The 16456-nt window shown below is 45.6% G+C and carries 17 protein-coding genes; 6 read left to right on the top strand and 11 right to left on the bottom strand.

Features of this window, described 5'->3' with window-relative positions:
- Positions 1 to 204 precede the first annotated feature (204 nt).
- On the bottom strand, positions 205 to 702 hold the full coding sequence (locus MSG35_RS20530; protein ID WP_017096512.1) for an Rsd/AlgQ family anti-sigma factor: 498 nt from the start codon (positions 700 to 702) through the stop codon (positions 205 to 207).
- Between the two features lie 165 nt (positions 703 to 867).
- Between MSG35_RS20530 and nudC the strand changes: the two genes are divergently transcribed.
- Entirely contained in the window at positions 868 to 1677 is an 810-nt protein-coding gene (gene nudC, locus MSG35_RS20525; RefSeq protein ID WP_050642895.1) for an NAD(+) diphosphatase, read from the top strand.
- Between the two features lie 299 nt (positions 1678 to 1976).
- Complete coding sequence (hemE, locus tag MSG35_RS20520) at positions 1977 to 3044, top strand: uroporphyrinogen decarboxylase (RefSeq protein WP_017060530.1); 1068 nt, start codon at positions 1977 to 1979, stop codon at positions 3042 to 3044.
- A 103-nt stretch (positions 3045 to 3147) separates the two neighbouring features.
- Here the strand turns inward: hemE and MSG35_RS20515 are convergent, their stop codons facing one another.
- Both MSG35_RS20515 and MSG35_RS20510 read right to left on the bottom strand, forming a co-directional pair.
- Positions 3148 to 3741 (bottom strand): uracil-DNA glycosylase family protein, encoded by a 594-nt coding sequence (locus tag MSG35_RS20515; RefSeq protein WP_248384905.1) that lies wholly within the window; start codon positions 3739 to 3741, stop codon positions 3148 to 3150.
- Complete coding sequence (locus MSG35_RS20510; protein WP_248384904.1) at positions 3741 to 4667, bottom strand: D-2-hydroxyacid dehydrogenase; 927 nt, start codon at positions 4665 to 4667, stop codon at positions 3741 to 3743. The genes MSG35_RS20515 and MSG35_RS20510 overlap by 1 nt, the downstream gene beginning before the upstream one ends.
- Before the next feature lie 71 nt (positions 4668 to 4738).
- Between MSG35_RS20510 and MSG35_RS20505 the strand changes: the two genes are divergently transcribed.
- Positions 4739 to 5326 carry a DUF416 family protein gene (locus MSG35_RS20505; protein WP_017062699.1) on the top strand — a complete coding sequence of 196 codons (588 nt, stop codon included), beginning with the start codon at positions 4739 to 4741 and terminating at the stop codon, positions 5324 to 5326.
- Between the two features lie 80 nt (positions 5327 to 5406).
- Here the strand turns inward: MSG35_RS20505 and MSG35_RS20500 are convergent, their stop codons facing one another.
- On the bottom strand, positions 5407 to 6588 hold the full coding sequence (locus tag MSG35_RS20500) for a hemolysin family protein (protein ID WP_248384903.1): 1182 nt from the start codon (positions 6586 to 6588) through the stop codon (positions 5407 to 5409).
- A gap of 270 nt (positions 6589 to 6858) precedes the next feature.
- Between MSG35_RS20500 and hupA the strand changes: the two genes are divergently transcribed.
- Positions 6859 to 7131, top strand: a complete 273-nt coding sequence (gene hupA / locus MSG35_RS20495; protein WP_004729753.1) for a nucleoid-associated protein HU-alpha — start codon at positions 6859 to 6861, stop codon at positions 7129 to 7131.
- A 47-nt stretch (positions 7132 to 7178) separates the two neighbouring features.
- Positions 7179 to 7877: a DUF1481 domain-containing protein gene (locus MSG35_RS20490; RefSeq protein ID WP_248384902.1), complete on the top strand. Its 699-nt coding sequence runs from the start codon at positions 7179 to 7181 to the stop codon at positions 7875 to 7877.
- Positions 7878 to 8058: 181 nt separating this feature from the next.
- Here MSG35_RS20490 and purD read toward each other — a convergent pair whose 3' ends face one another.
- Positions 8059 to 9348, bottom strand: coding sequence for a phosphoribosylamine--glycine ligase (gene purD / locus MSG35_RS20485; RefSeq protein WP_048612396.1), 1290 nt, complete (start codon positions 9346 to 9348; stop codon positions 8059 to 8061).
- A 326-nt stretch (positions 9349 to 9674) separates the two neighbouring features.
- The gene (gene purH, locus MSG35_RS20480; protein ID WP_248384901.1) at positions 9675 to 11267 is read right to left on the bottom strand and encodes a bifunctional phosphoribosylaminoimidazolecarboxamide formyltransferase/IMP cyclohydrolase; all 1593 of its coding nucleotides are present in this window, start codon (positions 11265 to 11267) and stop codon (positions 9675 to 9677) included.
- A gap of 325 nt (positions 11268 to 11592) precedes the next feature.
- Between purH and zntR the strand changes: the two genes are divergently transcribed.
- Positions 11593 to 12033 carry a Zn(2+)-responsive transcriptional regulator gene (gene zntR / locus MSG35_RS20475; protein WP_048612394.1) on the top strand — a complete coding sequence of 147 codons (441 nt, stop codon included), beginning with the start codon at positions 11593 to 11595 and terminating at the stop codon, positions 12031 to 12033.
- Positions 12034 to 12122: 89 nt separating this feature from the next.
- Here zntR and fis read toward each other — a convergent pair whose 3' ends face one another.
- From fis to accB, 5 genes are all read right to left on the bottom strand, one after another.
- Positions 12123 to 12419, bottom strand: coding sequence for a DNA-binding transcriptional regulator Fis (gene fis / locus MSG35_RS20470; protein WP_004729744.1), 297 nt, complete (start codon positions 12417 to 12419; stop codon positions 12123 to 12125).
- 23 nt (positions 12420 to 12442) lie between these two features.
- On the bottom strand, positions 12443 to 13411 hold the full coding sequence (gene dusB, locus MSG35_RS20465; RefSeq protein ID WP_248384907.1) for a tRNA dihydrouridine synthase DusB: 969 nt from the start codon (positions 13409 to 13411) through the stop codon (positions 12443 to 12445).
- A gap of 140 nt (positions 13412 to 13551) precedes the next feature.
- Positions 13552 to 14439: a 50S ribosomal protein L11 methyltransferase gene (gene prmA, locus MSG35_RS20460; RefSeq protein ID WP_017055901.1), complete on the bottom strand. Its 888-nt coding sequence runs from the start codon at positions 14437 to 14439 to the stop codon at positions 13552 to 13554.
- A gap of 170 nt (positions 14440 to 14609) precedes the next feature.
- Positions 14610 to 15953 carry an acetyl-CoA carboxylase biotin carboxylase subunit gene (accC, locus tag MSG35_RS20455; RefSeq protein WP_017062706.1) on the bottom strand — a complete coding sequence of 448 codons (1344 nt, stop codon included), beginning with the start codon at positions 15951 to 15953 and terminating at the stop codon, positions 14610 to 14612.
- A 15-nt stretch (positions 15954 to 15968) separates the two neighbouring features.
- Complete coding sequence (accB, locus tag MSG35_RS20450) at positions 15969 to 16421, bottom strand: acetyl-CoA carboxylase biotin carboxyl carrier protein (RefSeq protein ID WP_017062707.1); 453 nt, start codon at positions 16419 to 16421, stop codon at positions 15969 to 15971.
- Positions 16422 to 16456: the final 35 nt, after the last annotated feature.

Here is a 16456-nt window from a genome sequence, read left to right as displayed (position 1 = left end):
ATTTATGCCCTGAAGAGTGCTCTTTGAGGCCAGTAAGATAAAGGGTAGAGATGATTAGGCTGATTAGGGCTGTAACCATATGCTTATGGCTAAAGGTCAGGGCGAGCGAGTAAGCTCTGTCTGAAAGGTTCTGGGTAGTTTGGATAAGCTTACAGACAAAACAAAAAGCTTGCACAGAGGCAAGCTTATTAAGGATTCGGCTAACTAAGCGCCTGGTGGAATCGCTAAACTGTCTGCAATAAGCTGGATAAGATTATCTTCTACTTCAAAACGTACTTCGAGTAGTTCACCTACTTTTGACATGTCTCCTTCGAAGTTAGGCAACTCATCGTCTGCATTTACTTTAACGTACTTATCATTGAACTCTAGAAGCGGCTCGGTTGTAAGTACGATCTTCGCGTAAGTTGTATCAATCTCGTCATTGGTTTTAAAGCCTGTTGCTTGCCATTTTTTCATGACCATATCGTAGATCTTAAAATGACCCTCTGAGATATAATCGACAACATGATCGCAGAATGAGCTTATTTCTTTAGGAGAAGGGAGTTCAACAACGTTTGATTGCCCGTTGCTAGCTGGCTGCAAGGCACCTAGCTTACAATACTCAACGATTAGAGACTGTCGAGTTTCGAGCCAATGATCGATGACCTCATTAGAGCCACCCCATTGTTCTTGTATTTGTTTGAATTTATTTAGCATGACCATGTCCTCATGATCTGATCACAACCTTGTGATCAAGTAATTGCCTAAGCAGGGTCCGTTTTATTGGTAGCTACTAAAAGTAATAGCTTGAAATATTCTCTGCTACAACTCTAGTATGAAATTAGATTGCCAGTAAAATGAACGAACTGCAAGCAATGAGGCATAGGGATGTTAAAAAAAAGTGATAACAAAATGACAGAGCAAGCTTATTGGTGCGTCGTTTCTGGTAGTGATATTTGGGTTAATAATGATCAGTTTCCGTTTGGCTCTGCTGAAGAGCTAGGGCTGAGTGTGGAGCATGCAATCTGTATTGGTCAGCATCAAGGTCGCAAGGTGTATTGGCTCAACGATTGTGATGTGGAGAATGAGCTGAGCATGGTTAGCCTAAGAGAGTTACTGCACTGGCCTGAAGCGAGTTTCTTGACTGCAAGCAAAGCCATCCAATATGGGCATATGACTCAAAGTATGCGTTTTTGCCCTCAGTGTGGCGGTCGAAATCATCTCAACCATAACCAGGTGGCGATGCAGTGTGGAGATTGCCGCACGCTTCATTACCCTCGTATCTTCCCGTGCATCATTGTCGCTGTACGAAACGACAACAAGATATTGCTTGCGCAGCATCCAAGACATAAAACAGGCATGTATACCGTGATAGCGGGCTTCCTAGAGGTTGGAGAGACCTTAGAGCAGTGTGTGGCAAGAGAAGTCAAAGAAGAAACGGGTATCGATGTCGATAATATTCGTTACTTTGGCAGCCAACCATGGGCGTTTCCATCGAGTATGATGATGGGCTTTCTCGCAGATTATGCTGGTGGTACGCTTAAGCCTGACTACAGCGAGCTATCGGATGCTCAATGGTTTGACGTAACAAGCCTACCTGATGTTGCTCCTGTTGGAACCATTGCGAGACAGTTGATTGAGAAAACCGTTGATGACGTGATGAAAGATGGTGTGACGGAGCAGATGCTAGAGCACTAATTTGCCTGTGATAGTATTTGGCCTATGGGTGGTCAAAAGCTAAAAAAAACCCTCCACAAGTGGAGGGGGTAAGTAAGATGTCGTTATGAGATGCTGAGTAGTGACTACTCAGATGTTATAATTGTAATTTTCGCTAGCGAACAAATTTTTAACATGCTCCCGTAATTGGGTGCAAATTAAGCATTGATTTAAAAGTTAATAACTTGATCTAGGTTGCAAAGCACACAGCTTTTACCCTTCAATCAGTGTTAGAATACTTGCCATCAAAACTAGACAAGATTGAATTGGAATTTAACGGAATGACCGAATTAAAAAACGATCGCTATTTACGCGCACTTTTAAAACAGCCTGTTGATTACACACCGGTATGGATGATGCGCCAAGCTGGCCGCTATCTTCCTGAGTACAAAGCAACGCGCGCTGAAGCGGGCGATTTCATGTCTTTGTGCAAAAACGCGGAACTGGCATCAGAAGTAACACTTCAACCTTTACGTCGTTTCCCGCTTGATGCGGCAATCTTGTTCTCAGACATCCTAACTATCCCTGATGCAATGGGCTTAGGTTTGTACTTTGAAACAGGTGAAGGACCTAAATTTGAGCGTCCTATCACGTGTAAAGCTGACGTAGAGAAAATTGGCCTACCTGATCCAGAAGGTGAGCTTCAATACGTAATGAATGCCGTTCGTCAGATCCGTAAAGACCTGAAAGGCGAAGTGCCACTGATTGGTTTCTCTGGTAGCCCATGGACTCTAGCGACATACATGGTTGAAGGGGGAAGCTCTAAAGCATTCACTAAGATCAAGAAGATGATGTACGCAGAACCACAAACGCTGCACCTGCTTCTAGACAAGCTGGCTGACAGTGTTATCGAATACTTGAACGCGCAAATTAAAGCGGGTGCTCAATCGGTAATGGTATTTGATACATGGGGTGGTGTACTGACTCCTCGTGACTACAACCTATTCTCACTGCAATACATGCACAAAATTGTTGATGGCCTAATCCGTGAAAACGAAGGTCGTCGAGTACCGGTTACTCTGTTCACTAAGAACGGCGGCATGTGGCTTGAGTCTATCGCAGCAACAGGTTGTGATGCGGTTGGTCTAGACTGGACAATCAACATCGCAGATGCAAAAGCTCGCATCGGCGACAAAGTTGCTCTGCAAGGTAACATGGATCCTTCAATGCTTTACGCTCAGCCTGAACGTATTCGCGAAGAAGTGGGCAGCATCCTTGAAGGTTTCGGCGACGGTGGTACAGGTCATGTATTTAACCTAGGTCACGGTATCCACTTAGATGTACCGCCAGAGAACGCTGGTGTATTCGTTGACGCTGTTCACGAATTGTCTAAGCCTTACCACAAGTAATTCTGAGTAAGATTATTGAAAGCGCTGTTGGGAAACCAACGGCGCTTTTTTATTGCCTGAAATTGGCATTTGATGGCGGTTTAATCTTGTTGTGTGCAGTTAATTAGGCATTTGGATCATGGTAGGCCAAATGCTCTGAGATGTGTTTCCTGATATAAGGAATGACTTCATTTTCAAACCAAGGGTTCTTCTTGAGCCAGATATTATTGCGTGGCGAAGGGTGGGGTAATGGCAAAAACTCAGGCGCCCACCTTTGCCAATCACGCACGGTTTCGGTCAATGTGCTGGTGGTTTTGTTTGTTAGGTAATGGTTTTGTGCGTACTGGCCAATCAGCAGTGTCATTTGAATATTGGGTAGAGATTGCAGCACTTTGTTATGCCAAAGCTCCGCGCACTCTTTTCGTGGTGGAAGATCGCCACTTTTCCCTTTCCCCGGATAACAAAACCCCATAGGCACAATCGCGACTTTTTGCTCGTCGTAAAAAGTATCGCTATCTATCCCTAACCATCCTCTTAATCGTTCGCCACTGGCGTCATTCCAAGGGATCGACGACTCATGCACCTTGATACCTGGCGCTTGACCTATGATCAGCAAGCGCGCGTTTGGATGTGTTTGAATCACCGGGTTAGCACCGTGTGATAGGTGAGGCTCACAAGCTCGGCATTGTCGAATCTCTTTAAGTAACGAAGAGGACATCAGTAACCTTTATCAAAATCGATGACATGATTAAGTGTAAAGCTATCTCGCCACTGTTGGTAATTCTCTGCGAAGATCTCGACGACTTGTCTTGGCTCACTGAGTGCAGCGATGTGTGGAGTGATGGTGACTTGCGGCAGTTTCCAGAAAGGGTGTTCCGGAGAGAGGGGCTCACTTTCAAACACATCTAAAAATGCGTGTTCTACCCATCTGTTTTTTATGGCGAGCAACAAGGCTTTATTGTCGATGCTTTCCCCTCGACCGACATTAAACAGCAACACATTAGAGCAGTAACCTAACGTGGTTTGGTTCAACAGCTGATAGGTTTCAGCGGTTGATGGCAAGGTGTTGACCACAATATCGGCCTGCTTAAGGGCAGCCTCTATCTCATTGATGTGGAAAGTCTCTTTAAAGGTTTCTTGTTTGGATGGGATGCCGGTACGGTTGACACCTATGGTATGAATACCAAAAGCCGCCGCGGTTTTTGCCAAATGACTGCCGATTGAACCTGTTCCTAAAATCACCATAGTTTTGTCAGTTAGGCTAGTATAAAGCTGTGGCTGCCAGTTTCGTTGTTGTTGATGCTGGTGGTAATGAGGGAAGTGTCTACAGTGACTGATTGTGTAACCCAATACGTATTCTGCGATAGCCGGGCCAAAGATACCTTTGACGTTGGTTAGCGTATAGTCCTGACGCAGATCTGGCTGAGTGAGTTTATTGATTCCGGCATAGGTACTCTGTACCCAGTCTAGCTCTTTAAACTCGCCGAGGCGCTCTGCGATTAGAGGGGGGGACGCCAAGACAATCTGTGCTGATTCGGGGTTTTGAGTGATTTCTAGGTCGGGTAAATCCTGGTTTAGAATCAGTTGCGTATAGGTATCGTCATGCTCAGTAAGAATATAGAGCTTATTCGTAAAATTGTTCATCGGCTTACCTTTTCCCCCCAGGGTTTATCAAGTACACTTTCGCTGTCTTTTTCTGCAATTATTGAGTGACTATGCTTCAGAATCCACTGCAGGTTCGTCTTGAAAAGTTAGAACCTTGGCAACAAATTACCTTTATGGCGTGTCTATGTGAGCGTATGTACCCTAACTATGCCATGTTTTGTGAGAATACAGAATTTGCGGAAGCTCGAATCTATCGTGATGTTTTGGATAGCATTTGGGAAATCCTGACGGTTAAAACAGCAAAGGTGAACTTTGAGCGTCAACTTGAGAAGGTTGAAGAGCTATTCCCTAGCGGTGATGATTTTGATTTTTATGGTGTTTACCCAGCAATGGACGCATGCCAAGGCCTAGCAACGCTAATTCATGGCCTGCTTGACCGTGAACATATGTTGGAAGCGGTAATTAAAGTGAGTCAACAATCGGTGAAGACGGTTGCTGAGCTTGAGTTTGCTCAAGGCGCTGAAGAAGTGACGAACGAAAACCAGAAAGAAAACGAAGCGGTATGTGAAGAGTGGGACGTTCAGTGGGCCATTTTCCGACCTCTACGTGAAACGACTGAGCGTGACTTAGAGTTGATCAAAGACCTACGCCACGAACTGCGTGAAGACCCAGTCAGTAACATTGGTGTTGCGTTATAATTCGCAATTGCACCAAGGTACGAATAAAAACAAAGGCTCCCTAGGGAGCCTTTGTTGTATCTGACGATATCAAATTTAGATTAAGCGTCTTTTTTGTCTTCGTTCTGCGCTTTGTCTTTTGATGCTTTATCTTTTGACGCGTCGTCGTCATCCGCAGACTTTGAATCTGAAGAGTCATTGTCTGCTGCAGTTTCTTCCTCTAGCTCGTCCTCGTCATCGCGGTTTTCGATAACACCGTGTGTCTCTTTCCACTTTTCCCAGCGTTGGAACGCCAGTTCTTGCATGTCAGTCGTCTTATCCGCTTCGTCGACAATCTCTTCACCCACTAGGTGCTCAAAGATATCTTCTAGGGTGATGATGCCCTGAATAGTGCCGTATTCGTCCACAACTAAAGACAGTTGCAGGCGGTTTGCCATCATTTGGTCAAAGGCCTTAGCCAAGCCCATGTTGTTCAGCAACACGTGGATAGGGCGCATTACCTCACCCAGAGCTTTCTCACCACAACCGGCTTGCTGCAATCTAAACAGCTCTAGGCGGTGAACAAAACCGATGATGTTGTCACTCTGCTCGCTGTAAACCAGCGGACGTGAGAATGGCGTGTCTTTATGTTGTTCTAGGAAGGTATTCACACTCATTTCCGCATCAACACGGAATACCACTGGGCGCGGTGTCATTACCTGAGTCACGGGTACATCTTGAATACCCAGTAGGTTGCTCAGGATTTTTGACTCACCTTCTGCAAACTCGCCGCTCTCTTTTGCCAAAATCGCCATTGCAGATAACTCATCACGCATTTTTGGTGCTTGGTGGCCACGAGCAAGACGTTTGGTGATCTGTTCTGAGAACCATACAAACGGTGTTAGGAAGAACACCATCCAACGAAGCACGCTTGCCGAAGCAGGAGCAAGTTGACGCCAGTAGGTTGCACCAATGGTCTTTGGAACAATCTCAGACAATACCAAGATACCCAGCGTTAGCACGGCAGAGAAGACACCTAACCATTGGCTACCAAAAACGACAGCCGCTTGTGCACCTGCTGTCGCAGCACCGATAGTATGCGCGATGGTGTTGAGCGTTAAAATTGACGCAAGCGGGCGGTCAATATCTGTTTTCAGTTTGTCTAAAGACTCTGCTGCAGGGTGCCCATTTTGTTTTAGTTGAGCAATGTAGCTCGGACTAATACTCAAAAGTACAGCTTCCAAAACAGAACAAATGAAAGAAACTCCAATAGCAATGGAGACGTAAATAGTTAGCAGCAGCATGTTTGCCCTTAAATTAAATTGTACGCTTTAGCAGCGATTCAGCGTGGATTATAGTGAAAAAGTAGTGGCTAGGTCATCATTAATTTTGCTCTCAGCCCCTTTTAAACAAGGGCTTGCTTAATAAAATCAGTAACAAATTGTGAGTTATTACTCATATTATGGCTAAAACTACGGCATTAGAGCTAAAGATCGACGACAAACCTTTGCCAGATGGGGCATTTATGTTTTAGAGTGAATTGAATTCAAAAATACAAAGAAGGGAAACCTAAAATGAACAAGACTCAATTAATCGACTTTATTGCTGAAAAAGCGGACCTTTCTAAAGCACAAGCTAAAGCTGCTCTAGAAGCGACTCTTGGCGGTGTTACAGATGCTCTTAAAGATGGCGATCAAGTTCAGCTAATTGGTTTTGGTACTTTTAAAGTAAACCACCGTGCAGCTCGCACTGGTCGTAACCCAAAAACTGGTGATGAGATCCAAATCGCTGCTGCAAATGTTCCAGCATTTGTTGCAGGTAAAGCGCTGAAAGATTCAGTGAAATAATCTAAACTGTACCGAGGTAGTCGTATTCCACCTCGGTACAGGTTTTTATGAAAAAAGCATTTCTTCTCGTTTCACTATTATCTACATTTCTTATTGGCTGTTCTTCAACAAGCCCTCGCAAAAACCTAGAGCAATTTGAGACTCACACCGGCGGCCAAGTCATGGGCGACGCGACAAGTTTCTACTGGGTTACAAACAAGCTAACACAACCTCAGACTTCAGCTGACTACGTCACTGTCGGCGATTACGGCTGGTACCAAACTGACTATGCTTGGTCAGAAGGCGTGCTTCGCGAATTCATTCGTGAAGGCGAGCAGCGTAACTCTTCTAATGAGCTGGTTCCTTATCGTGTCCATGTTCGTTTCAATAAGTCAGGCGAAGCTGTGTATCAACAGTATCGTATTGATAGCAAAATCTTACCTATCCAAGCTAAGCAACTCGAAAACTACCAGAAAGAAGCTAAGTCGGTTCTAGAGACTACGATGAAGCAAAATGACGAAGGGCTCAGACTGGTTCAGGGTTACTGGGATGGCAGTTCTTTTAAGACGTGCGCTGGTGGAGAATTTGATCGTATTGAATTTAACCAGACCTTACCAAGCTTCGTGATCGACCGATTGGCATCAGTGGAAAGCTATGCGGCGTTTCTTGGCAGTGATTCACTGGGTAAGATGAGCGTGGAAGAGTTACTGATGCTGGCTGAAGACAGCCATGATTGTGTCGTTAGGCCATCATTGTTGAAAGAATAGCGAGTAATCAAGGGTTTAGAGTATTTGGCCTACTGTAGGCCAAGTGCTGATTTGTCTGCACAGACGCGGATTCTTATAAAGATTGAGCAATAAAAAAGGCGCCTATCGAGGCGCCTTTTGCTGTTATTCGCTTGCTGTCATTTGCTTACTGTTATGGAAAGTAAGCGAGTAACAATATTGATTACTGCTCTTGCTCGCGCGCAATCGCACGGTAACCAATGTCATTGCGGTGGAACATACCATTCCAGCTAACCTGCTTCGTCAACGCGTAAGCACGCTCTTGAGCTTCAGAAACCGTGTTACCCAGTGCCGTTGCACAAAGTACGCGACCACCGTTTGTCACCACATCGCCAGCTTCGTTATTTGTCGTACCTGCGTGGAAAACCTTTTGGCCTTCAACTTCGCTTGTTGGTAGTGAAATAACGTCACCTTTTGCGTAGTCAGCAGGGTAACCGCCAGCCGCAAGAACAACACCGATAGAAGCGCGTGGATCCCACTTTGATTCTGCTTCGTCTAGTTTCTCGTCGATAGCCATTAGGCAAAGCTCAACAAGGTCTGACTCCATACGCATCATGATAGGTTGCGTTTCTGGATCGCCGAAGCGGCAGTTGTATTCGATAACTTTAGGTGTGCCGTCAGCATCGATCATTAGGCCTGCGTAAAGGAAACCCGTGTAAGGTGCGCCTTCTGCGTCCATACCACGTACCGTTGGGTAGATAACTTCCTCAAGGATACGGTTGTGGATTTCAGGCGTCACAACTGGAGCAGGAGAGTAAGCACCCATACCGCCAGTATTAGGACCCGTGTCTTTGTCGCCAACACGTTTGTGATCTTGGCTGGTCGCCATAGGAAGAACGCTAGAACCGTCAACCATTACGATGAAGCTTGCTTCTTCGCCTTCAAGGAACTCTTCGATAACCACGCGGCTGCCAGCTTCGCCAAATGCGTTGCCCGCTAGCATGTCTTTGATTGCGTCTTCAGCTTCTTCAAGGGTCATCGCAACGATAACGCCTTTACCCGCCGCAAGACCGTCAGCTTTTACTACGATTGGAGCGCCTTGCTCACGTACGTAAGCGATAGCTGGCTCAATCTCAGTGAAGTTTGCGTAGTAACCCGTTGGGATGTCATGACGAGCTAGGAAATCTTTAGTAAATGCTTTCGAACCTTCAAGCTGTGCTGCCGCTTGAGTTGGACCAAAGATAGGAAGACCCACTTCGCGGAATGCGTCAACCACACCAATAACTAATGGCGCTTCAGGGCCAACGATAGTCAGTTCGATTTTTTTCTCTTGAGCAAACGCCACTAAACCAGCGATGTCTTCAACGCCGATGTTTACGTTCTCAAGTTTAGGCTCAAGGGCAGTACCTGCGTTACCTGGAGCGATGAATACTGTTTCAACGTTTGGGTTCTGTGCTGCTTTCCAACCTAGTGCGTGCTCACGACCGCCGGCACCAATAATTAGTACATTCATGTTTTAAAATCCTTATAGCTGCTTCAGAGCCTTTATTTCTGTGTCAAACATGCTCACTTATGGTCATAAGCTCCGCGTGTTTTCCTTGAACTAAAGTCTCTGACTTGCTCTACGTATTTCAAATATCGGAATATTTAAAAAACCAAATTATAAGTCTTGCTCAAAGTAGTTGGTGCTTACGTCATTCAACTATTTGAGGTCTCTTTAAATCAGTGGGAGCGCTAACAAGGCGACAAGCGAGCTTATCCCTATGAGCATAGCCCGCTATGTGATTAGGGTAAGCGAGCGTAGTCAACGCAGTTACCGCCCCAATGATGACAAGAGAATTAGTGGCGGAAGTGACGCATGCCCGTAAAGATCATCGCCATGCCGTGTTCGTCTGCTGCTGCGATAACTTCGTCATCACGCATAGAGCCGCCCGGTTGGATAACACACTTGATGCCAGCTTCTGCTGCCGCGTCGATACCGTCACGGAATGGGAAGAACGCGTCAGATGCCATCACACAACCTTCAACCTGTAGACCTTCGTCTGCAGCTTTGATGCCTGCGATTTTCGCAGAGTAAACGCGGCTCATTTGGCCAGCGCCTACACCAATTGTCATGTCGCCTTTCGAGTAAACGATAGCGTTAGATTTAACGTACTTCGCTACTTTCCAGCAGAATAGGGCATCTTTTAGTTCTTCAGCTGTAGGTTGGCGCTTAGAAACCACTTTAAGGTCATCTTCAGACACCATGCCTTGGTCGCGGTCTTGAACTAGCAAACCACCGTTAACGCGTTTCACGTCACAGCCAGTTGTCTTCGTTGTCCACTCACCACACTCAAGAAGGCGAAGGTTTTTCTTAGCCGCTACGATTTCTACTGCTTCAGCAGAAACTGATGGTGCAATGATAACTTCAACGAATTGACGCTCAGTGATAGCCGTTGCTGTTGCAGCGTCTAGCTCACGGTTGAAAGCAATGATGCCGCCAAATGCAGACGTTGGGTCTGTTTTGAATGCACGGTCGTAAGCTTCTAGGATGTCTTCACCTAGTGCTACACCACACGGGTTAGCGTGCTTAACGATCACACATGCTGGTTGGTCGAACTCTTTCACACATTCAAGTGCTGCGTCTGTGTCAGCGATGTTGTTGTAAGAAAGGGCTTTACCTTGAATTTGGCGAGCTGTAGAAACTGATGCTTCTTCAGGGTTTGCTTCAACGTAGAATGCGGCTGCTTGGTGGCTGTTCTCACCGTAGCGCATGTCTTGTTTTTTCTCGAACTGTTGGTTGAATGTGCGAGGGAATTTAGACTCTTCGTCACCTTCTTTGTTCTCACCGTATGATGGAACCATAGTGCCGAAGTAGTTTGCAATCATGCCGTCGTAAGAAGCGGTGTGCTCGAATGCTGCGATAGCGAGGTCGAAGCGAGTCTCTAGTGTTAGAGATTTCTCGTTCGCGTCCATTTCAGCGACAACGCGCTCGTAGTCGTGTGCGTTAACAACGATAGTCACGTCTTTGTGATTTTTCGCTGCAGAGCGAACCATTGTTGGACCGCCGATGTCGATGTTCTCAACAGCGTCAGCAAGGGTACAACCTTCTTTAGCAACGGTTTCTGCGAATGGGTATAGGTTTACAACAACCATATCGATAGGGTTGATACCGTGAGTTTCCATCACGTCATCATCTTGACCACGACGGCCTAGAACACCACCATGAACTTTTGGGTGCAGAGTCTTAACACGGCCATCCATCATTTCTGGGAAACCAGTGTAGTCAGATACTTCTGTAACAGAGATGCCTTTTTCAGCAAGCAGGCGAGCAGTGCCACCGGTAGATAGGATATCTACACCACGGTTAGCAAGAGCTTGTGCAAATTCAACGATACCAGTTTTGTCTGATACGCTGATTAGAGCGCGGCGAATTGGACGAGCGTTATTCATGCTTCCATCTTCCTCAAATTCATGGGGTTAAAATAAAGATATTTGCCAAAAAAGAACTTGTTTCTATCTTCTTAGCGTGGATTATCTTAGATACCAGTAAGAGATAAAATATTGGCCAGTTTTGGTAAAGACCTTTTGGGTTAGTCTTATGATTAAGCTATAAGATAACCAACTCCAAATTTGATGGCGCAGATTCTAACTAATTTATTACAAAAAAGCTCGCGCAATCGTTTGGCATCTCAAAATTAATTATGAAAAGTGCCATTTCAGCCTGAAAAGTAACGATAAGGTTAATTGTGGAATGGACGAAACAGTAGGAAAAAACATGTTTCAGATCGGTGAATTAGCGAAGCGATGCGGTGTGACAGCCGATACCTTGCGATTTTATGAGAAGAATAACTTGATCGCGCCAGCCAGTCGCAGTGAGTCGGGCTATCGCCTATATGATGAAAATAACCAGAAACAGGTGACCTTTATTCTCAAATCTAAAGCGTTGGGGCTGAGTTTGGACGAGATTAAAGAATTGCTTGAGATTCGCCTCGAGGCCACACAGCACAGTTGCGCCGAAGTGAAGTCGATTACCTCAGCAAAATTAGAGATGATTGATGAGAAGATTACCGAGTTAACTAAGATTCGCACCGCACTTAAAAAGATTAATGATGCGTGTTGTGGGCACGTAGACGACGATGCAAGCCATTGTTCTATTCTGGCAGCCTTGGATTCAGCAAATGTCGACAAAGGGCGCTGTTGTCGCACTGGGGAGTAATCAGCTACCTATCACGGTTCGACAAGCCAAAAAAAAGCCAAACTCAACAATGAGCTTGGCTTTCAATTCAATAAATTACGAAAGAACGATTAGTTCATGCCGTATTTTTTAAGTTTCTTGCGAAGAGTACCGCGGTTAATACCCATCATGGTTGCTGCGCGAGTTTGGTTACCGCGAGTGTACTGCATGATAGTGTCTAGTAGTGGCTGTTCAACTTCAGCTAATACTAATTCGTATAACTCGCTGACTTCTTGACCGTTTAATTGAGCAAGGTAATTTTTCAATGATGCTTTAACTGAGTCACGTAGTGGCTTCTGCGTGATTTGGTCTTGTGATGTAACTGTAGTTACTGTCAATGCTTCTGAAGTCAGATTTTGTTCGAACATATTCGGTCTAGCTCTTCTCGTAATTATGGTGCAACGTTATCAAAAAAACCTTCTAGCGCTTCAAGCTGCAGATCACCTGCTTCGAATGCGTTGAAGGTACGGCGAAACTCACTCGCTTGTTCATGTTCTTTTAGATACCAACCCACATGCTTACGAGCGATGCGAGGGCCTAAAAACTCTCCATAAAATTCATGTAGAGCGTGCACATGACCAAGCATGATGTCTTTCACTTCCGAAATCGGGAGTGGGTCCATCGTGGTGCCGTTTTCCAAATAGTGTAGGATTTCGTTAAAAATCCAAGGACGTCCTTGGGCAGGTCGACCTATCATTAAAGCATCAGCGCCGGTGTACTCCAGCACAAACTTCGCTTTTTCCTGGCTATCGATATCACCGTTAGCGATAACCGGAATAGATACTGCTTGTTTCGCTGCTTTAATGTGTTTGTATTCTGCCTCACCTTTGTACATACAAGCGCGAGTTCTTCCATGGAGCGCAAGAGCTTGTATGCCGCAGTCTTCGGCTATTTTCGCGATTTGGACACAGTTTCTATTGTCTGTATCCCAGCCTGTGCGCGTTTTCAACGTTACTGGAACGTCGACAGCATTTACCACCGCTTTCAGAATGTCTTCAATGAGTTCTGGATGCTGCAGTAAGGCTGAGCCCGCAAGCTTCTTATTCACTTTTTTGGCTGGACAACCCATGTTGATATCGATGATTTGCGCACCGTTATCGACATTAAATTGAGCAGCCTCGGCCATAAGCTGTGGATCTGCACCAGCGATTTGTACTGAACGAATGCCCGATTCGCCTTCATGTACCATACGCTGCTGAGACTTTGACGTTTTCCAAACTTTCGGATTGGAGGACATCATTTCACTGACTGCCATCCCCGCACCGTAGCGAAGACACAACTCACGGAATGGTCTATCCGTTACGCCAGCCATAGGAGCGACGATTAGATTGTTCTTAAGTTGATAATTTCCGATTTTCAAAAATGTCATCACAGTTCTGTACCAGCAAGGGCGCGCATTTTACGCATTTTTTCGCTGCGTGAAAAGACTAATATTTGAGCATTTACAATTTGTTTTTGTAATTTGTTTAAATTTCAGTCAATTAGCGCCCAAAGTCTTGTCTAGCCTTGCTTGCGACCTGAGATTCGACACCATTCTTGTTGTTCGATGATCGGATCAATGTGAAGCTCATCACGATAATAAGTCGCAACATCTTCTGCTTGTGTATCTAAAACACCCGACATCGCAAGTACACCATTTGGCTTAACTAGGCCTTTGATGATGCCAGAAAGGTCGCGTAATGGACCTGCAAGAATGTTGGCAACAACAACGTCTGCTAGCAAACCTTCCGGTTGATCTTGTGGCAAGAACACTTCTAGTTGCTCAGCAACGCCATTGCGTTGTGCGTTGTCTTTTGATGCAAGCAGAGCTTGAGGATCAATGTCGATCCCGATAACTTTTGCCGCGCCTAGTTTGATCGCAGCGATCGCTAGGATGCCTGAGCCACAACCGAAGTCGATCACGGTTTTGCCTGCAAGGTCTAAGCCTTCAAGCCACTCAAGACACAATGCCGTTGTCGGGTGAGTACCTGTACCAAATGCAAGGCCTGGGTCTAGCATTACGTTAACAGCGTCAGGTTCAGGGATATCGCGCCAGCTAGGGCAGATCCATAAACGCTCACCAAACTTCATTGGGTGGAAGTTGTCCATCCATTCACGTTCCCAATCCTTGTCTTCAATTTGCTCTACTTTATGAGCAAAGTCTGCAGGGAACATGTTGCTTGCTTTAATCTGCGCTAGAACGACACCAGTATCAGTCTCAGCGTCGTAAAGCGCGAGAATGTCAGTATCACCCCAAAGGCGAGTTTCGCCCGGCAGAGGCTCAAATACAGGGGTATCTTGTGCATCCAGGAAAGTTACAGAAAGAGCACCAGTCTCTTCCATTAACATGTCGCCGATTTGTTCGGCATTTTCATTGGTAGCATTAAGCTTGATTTGAATCCAAGGCATGGCTGCATCTTCTATATGAGAAAAATTGGATGGCGAGTCTAGCAGAAAATATGAGCAAATTCACCAAAACCCCACGGAATATAATGGGGATTAAAGATTGATTTTTTCGGCGGTTCAAAAACAAAAATGCTCACCGAAGTGAGCATTTTGACTGTTCTTAAACGAACGGATTATGACAAACCAAGTTTCTTCTCAAGGTAGTGGATGTTTGCACCACCGTGTTGGAAGTTTTCGTCGTTCATAATAGACAGTTGAAGCTCAGTATTAACGTTAATACCTTCAACAATCATTTCACCCAATGCGTTCTTCATACGAGCGATAGCAACATCACGGTTCTCACCGTAAGTGATCAGCTTACCAATCATTGAATCGTAGTGTGGTGGCACTGTGTAACCCGTGTAGATGTGAGATTCCCAACGTACGCCCATGCCGCCCGGTGCGTGGAAACGTTCAATCTTACCTGGTGAAGGTAGGAAACGAACTGGATCTTCAGCATTGATACGACATTCGATTGAGTGGCCGCGCAGCTTAATGTCATCCTGAGTGAATGATAGAGGCTGACCAGCTGCAATACGTAGCTGTTCTTTCACTAGGTCGATACCCGTTACCATTTCAGTAATCGTGTGTTCAACCTGGATACGAGTGTTCATTTCGATGAAGTAGAACTCACCGTTCTCGTATAGGAATTCAAATGTACCTGCACCGCGGTAACCGATCTCAATACATGCACGAGTACAGCGTTCGCCGATGTACTTACGCATCTCTTCAGTGATACCTGGAGCTGGCGCTTCTTCCACAACTTTCTGGTGACGACGCTGCATTGAACAGTCACGCTCACCTAGGTGGATAGCATTACCTTGGCCATCTGCAAGCACTTGTACTTCAATGTGACGTGGGTTTTCTAGGAATTTCTCCATGTAAACCATGTCGTTGTTGAAACATGCTTTTGCTTCAGCACGAGTCATCGCGATAGCTTCTGTTAGTTCTGCTTCAGAACGAACAACACGCATACCACGACCGCCGCCGCCGCCAGATGCCTTGATGATAACTGGGAAGCCAATGCGCTTAGCGTGCGCTTTGTTTTTTGCTTCGTCGTCGTCAAGAGGGCCGTCAGAACCTGGTACACAAGGTACGCCAGCTTTCTTCATTGACGTGATAGCTGACACTTTGTCACCCATCATGCGAATGGTTTCAGCTTTAGGGCCTACAAAGATAAAGCCACTACGCTCTACCTGTTCTGCAAAGTCTGCATTTTCAGATAGGAAGCCGTAGCCAGGGTGAACAGCTACTGCACCTGTCACTTCAGCTGCGCTGATGATACGAGGGATGTTTAGGTAGCTATCGATACCACGAGCTGGACCGATACAAATGGTTTCGTCTGCAAGCAGTACGTGCTTAAGGTCACGGTCAGCAGTTGAGTGAACCGCTACCGTTTTAATGCCAAGCTCTTTACATGCACGCAGAATACGTAGTGCAATCTCACCACGGTTCGCGATTACTAATTTATCTAACATAATGAGTGCTCTCTATTATTCGATAATTACTAGAGCTTGGTCGAATTCTACTGGTTGACCGTCTTCAACTAGGATAGCTGTTACAACACCAGATTTATCAGCTTCGATTTGGTTCATCATTTTCATTGCTTCAACGATACATAGCGTTTCGCCAGCAGTTACAGATTGACCAACTTTAACGAATGGTTTTGCGTCTGGGCTTGGAGCGCCGTAGAAAGTACCAACCATTGGAGAAAGAACTTGGTGACCAGCTGGAACTGCAGGAGCTGCTGCTTCTGCTGCTACAGGTGCCGCCGCAGGAGCTGCTGCCGCTACAGGTGCTGGAGCAGCTGCATATTGAACAGGTGCTACAGGTGCAGTGCTGTTACGACTGATTCGTACTGACTCTTCACCTTCAGAGATTTCTAGCTCAGAAATACCAGACTCTTCAACCAATTCGATTAGCTTTTTGATTTTGCGAATATCCATTGTTTCTTTCTCTTTATCTGTTAATTGAACTTACT

It is taken from the genome of Vibrio sp. 1CM23M (assembly GCF_023161755.1).
In the GTDB taxonomy this organism is placed as follows: domain Bacteria; phylum Pseudomonadota; class Gammaproteobacteria; order Enterobacterales; family Vibrionaceae; genus Vibrio; species Vibrio coralliirubri.
The sequence above is the reverse complement of the archived record's forward strand: the minus strand, read 5'-3'. Positions and strand labels throughout refer to the sequence as shown.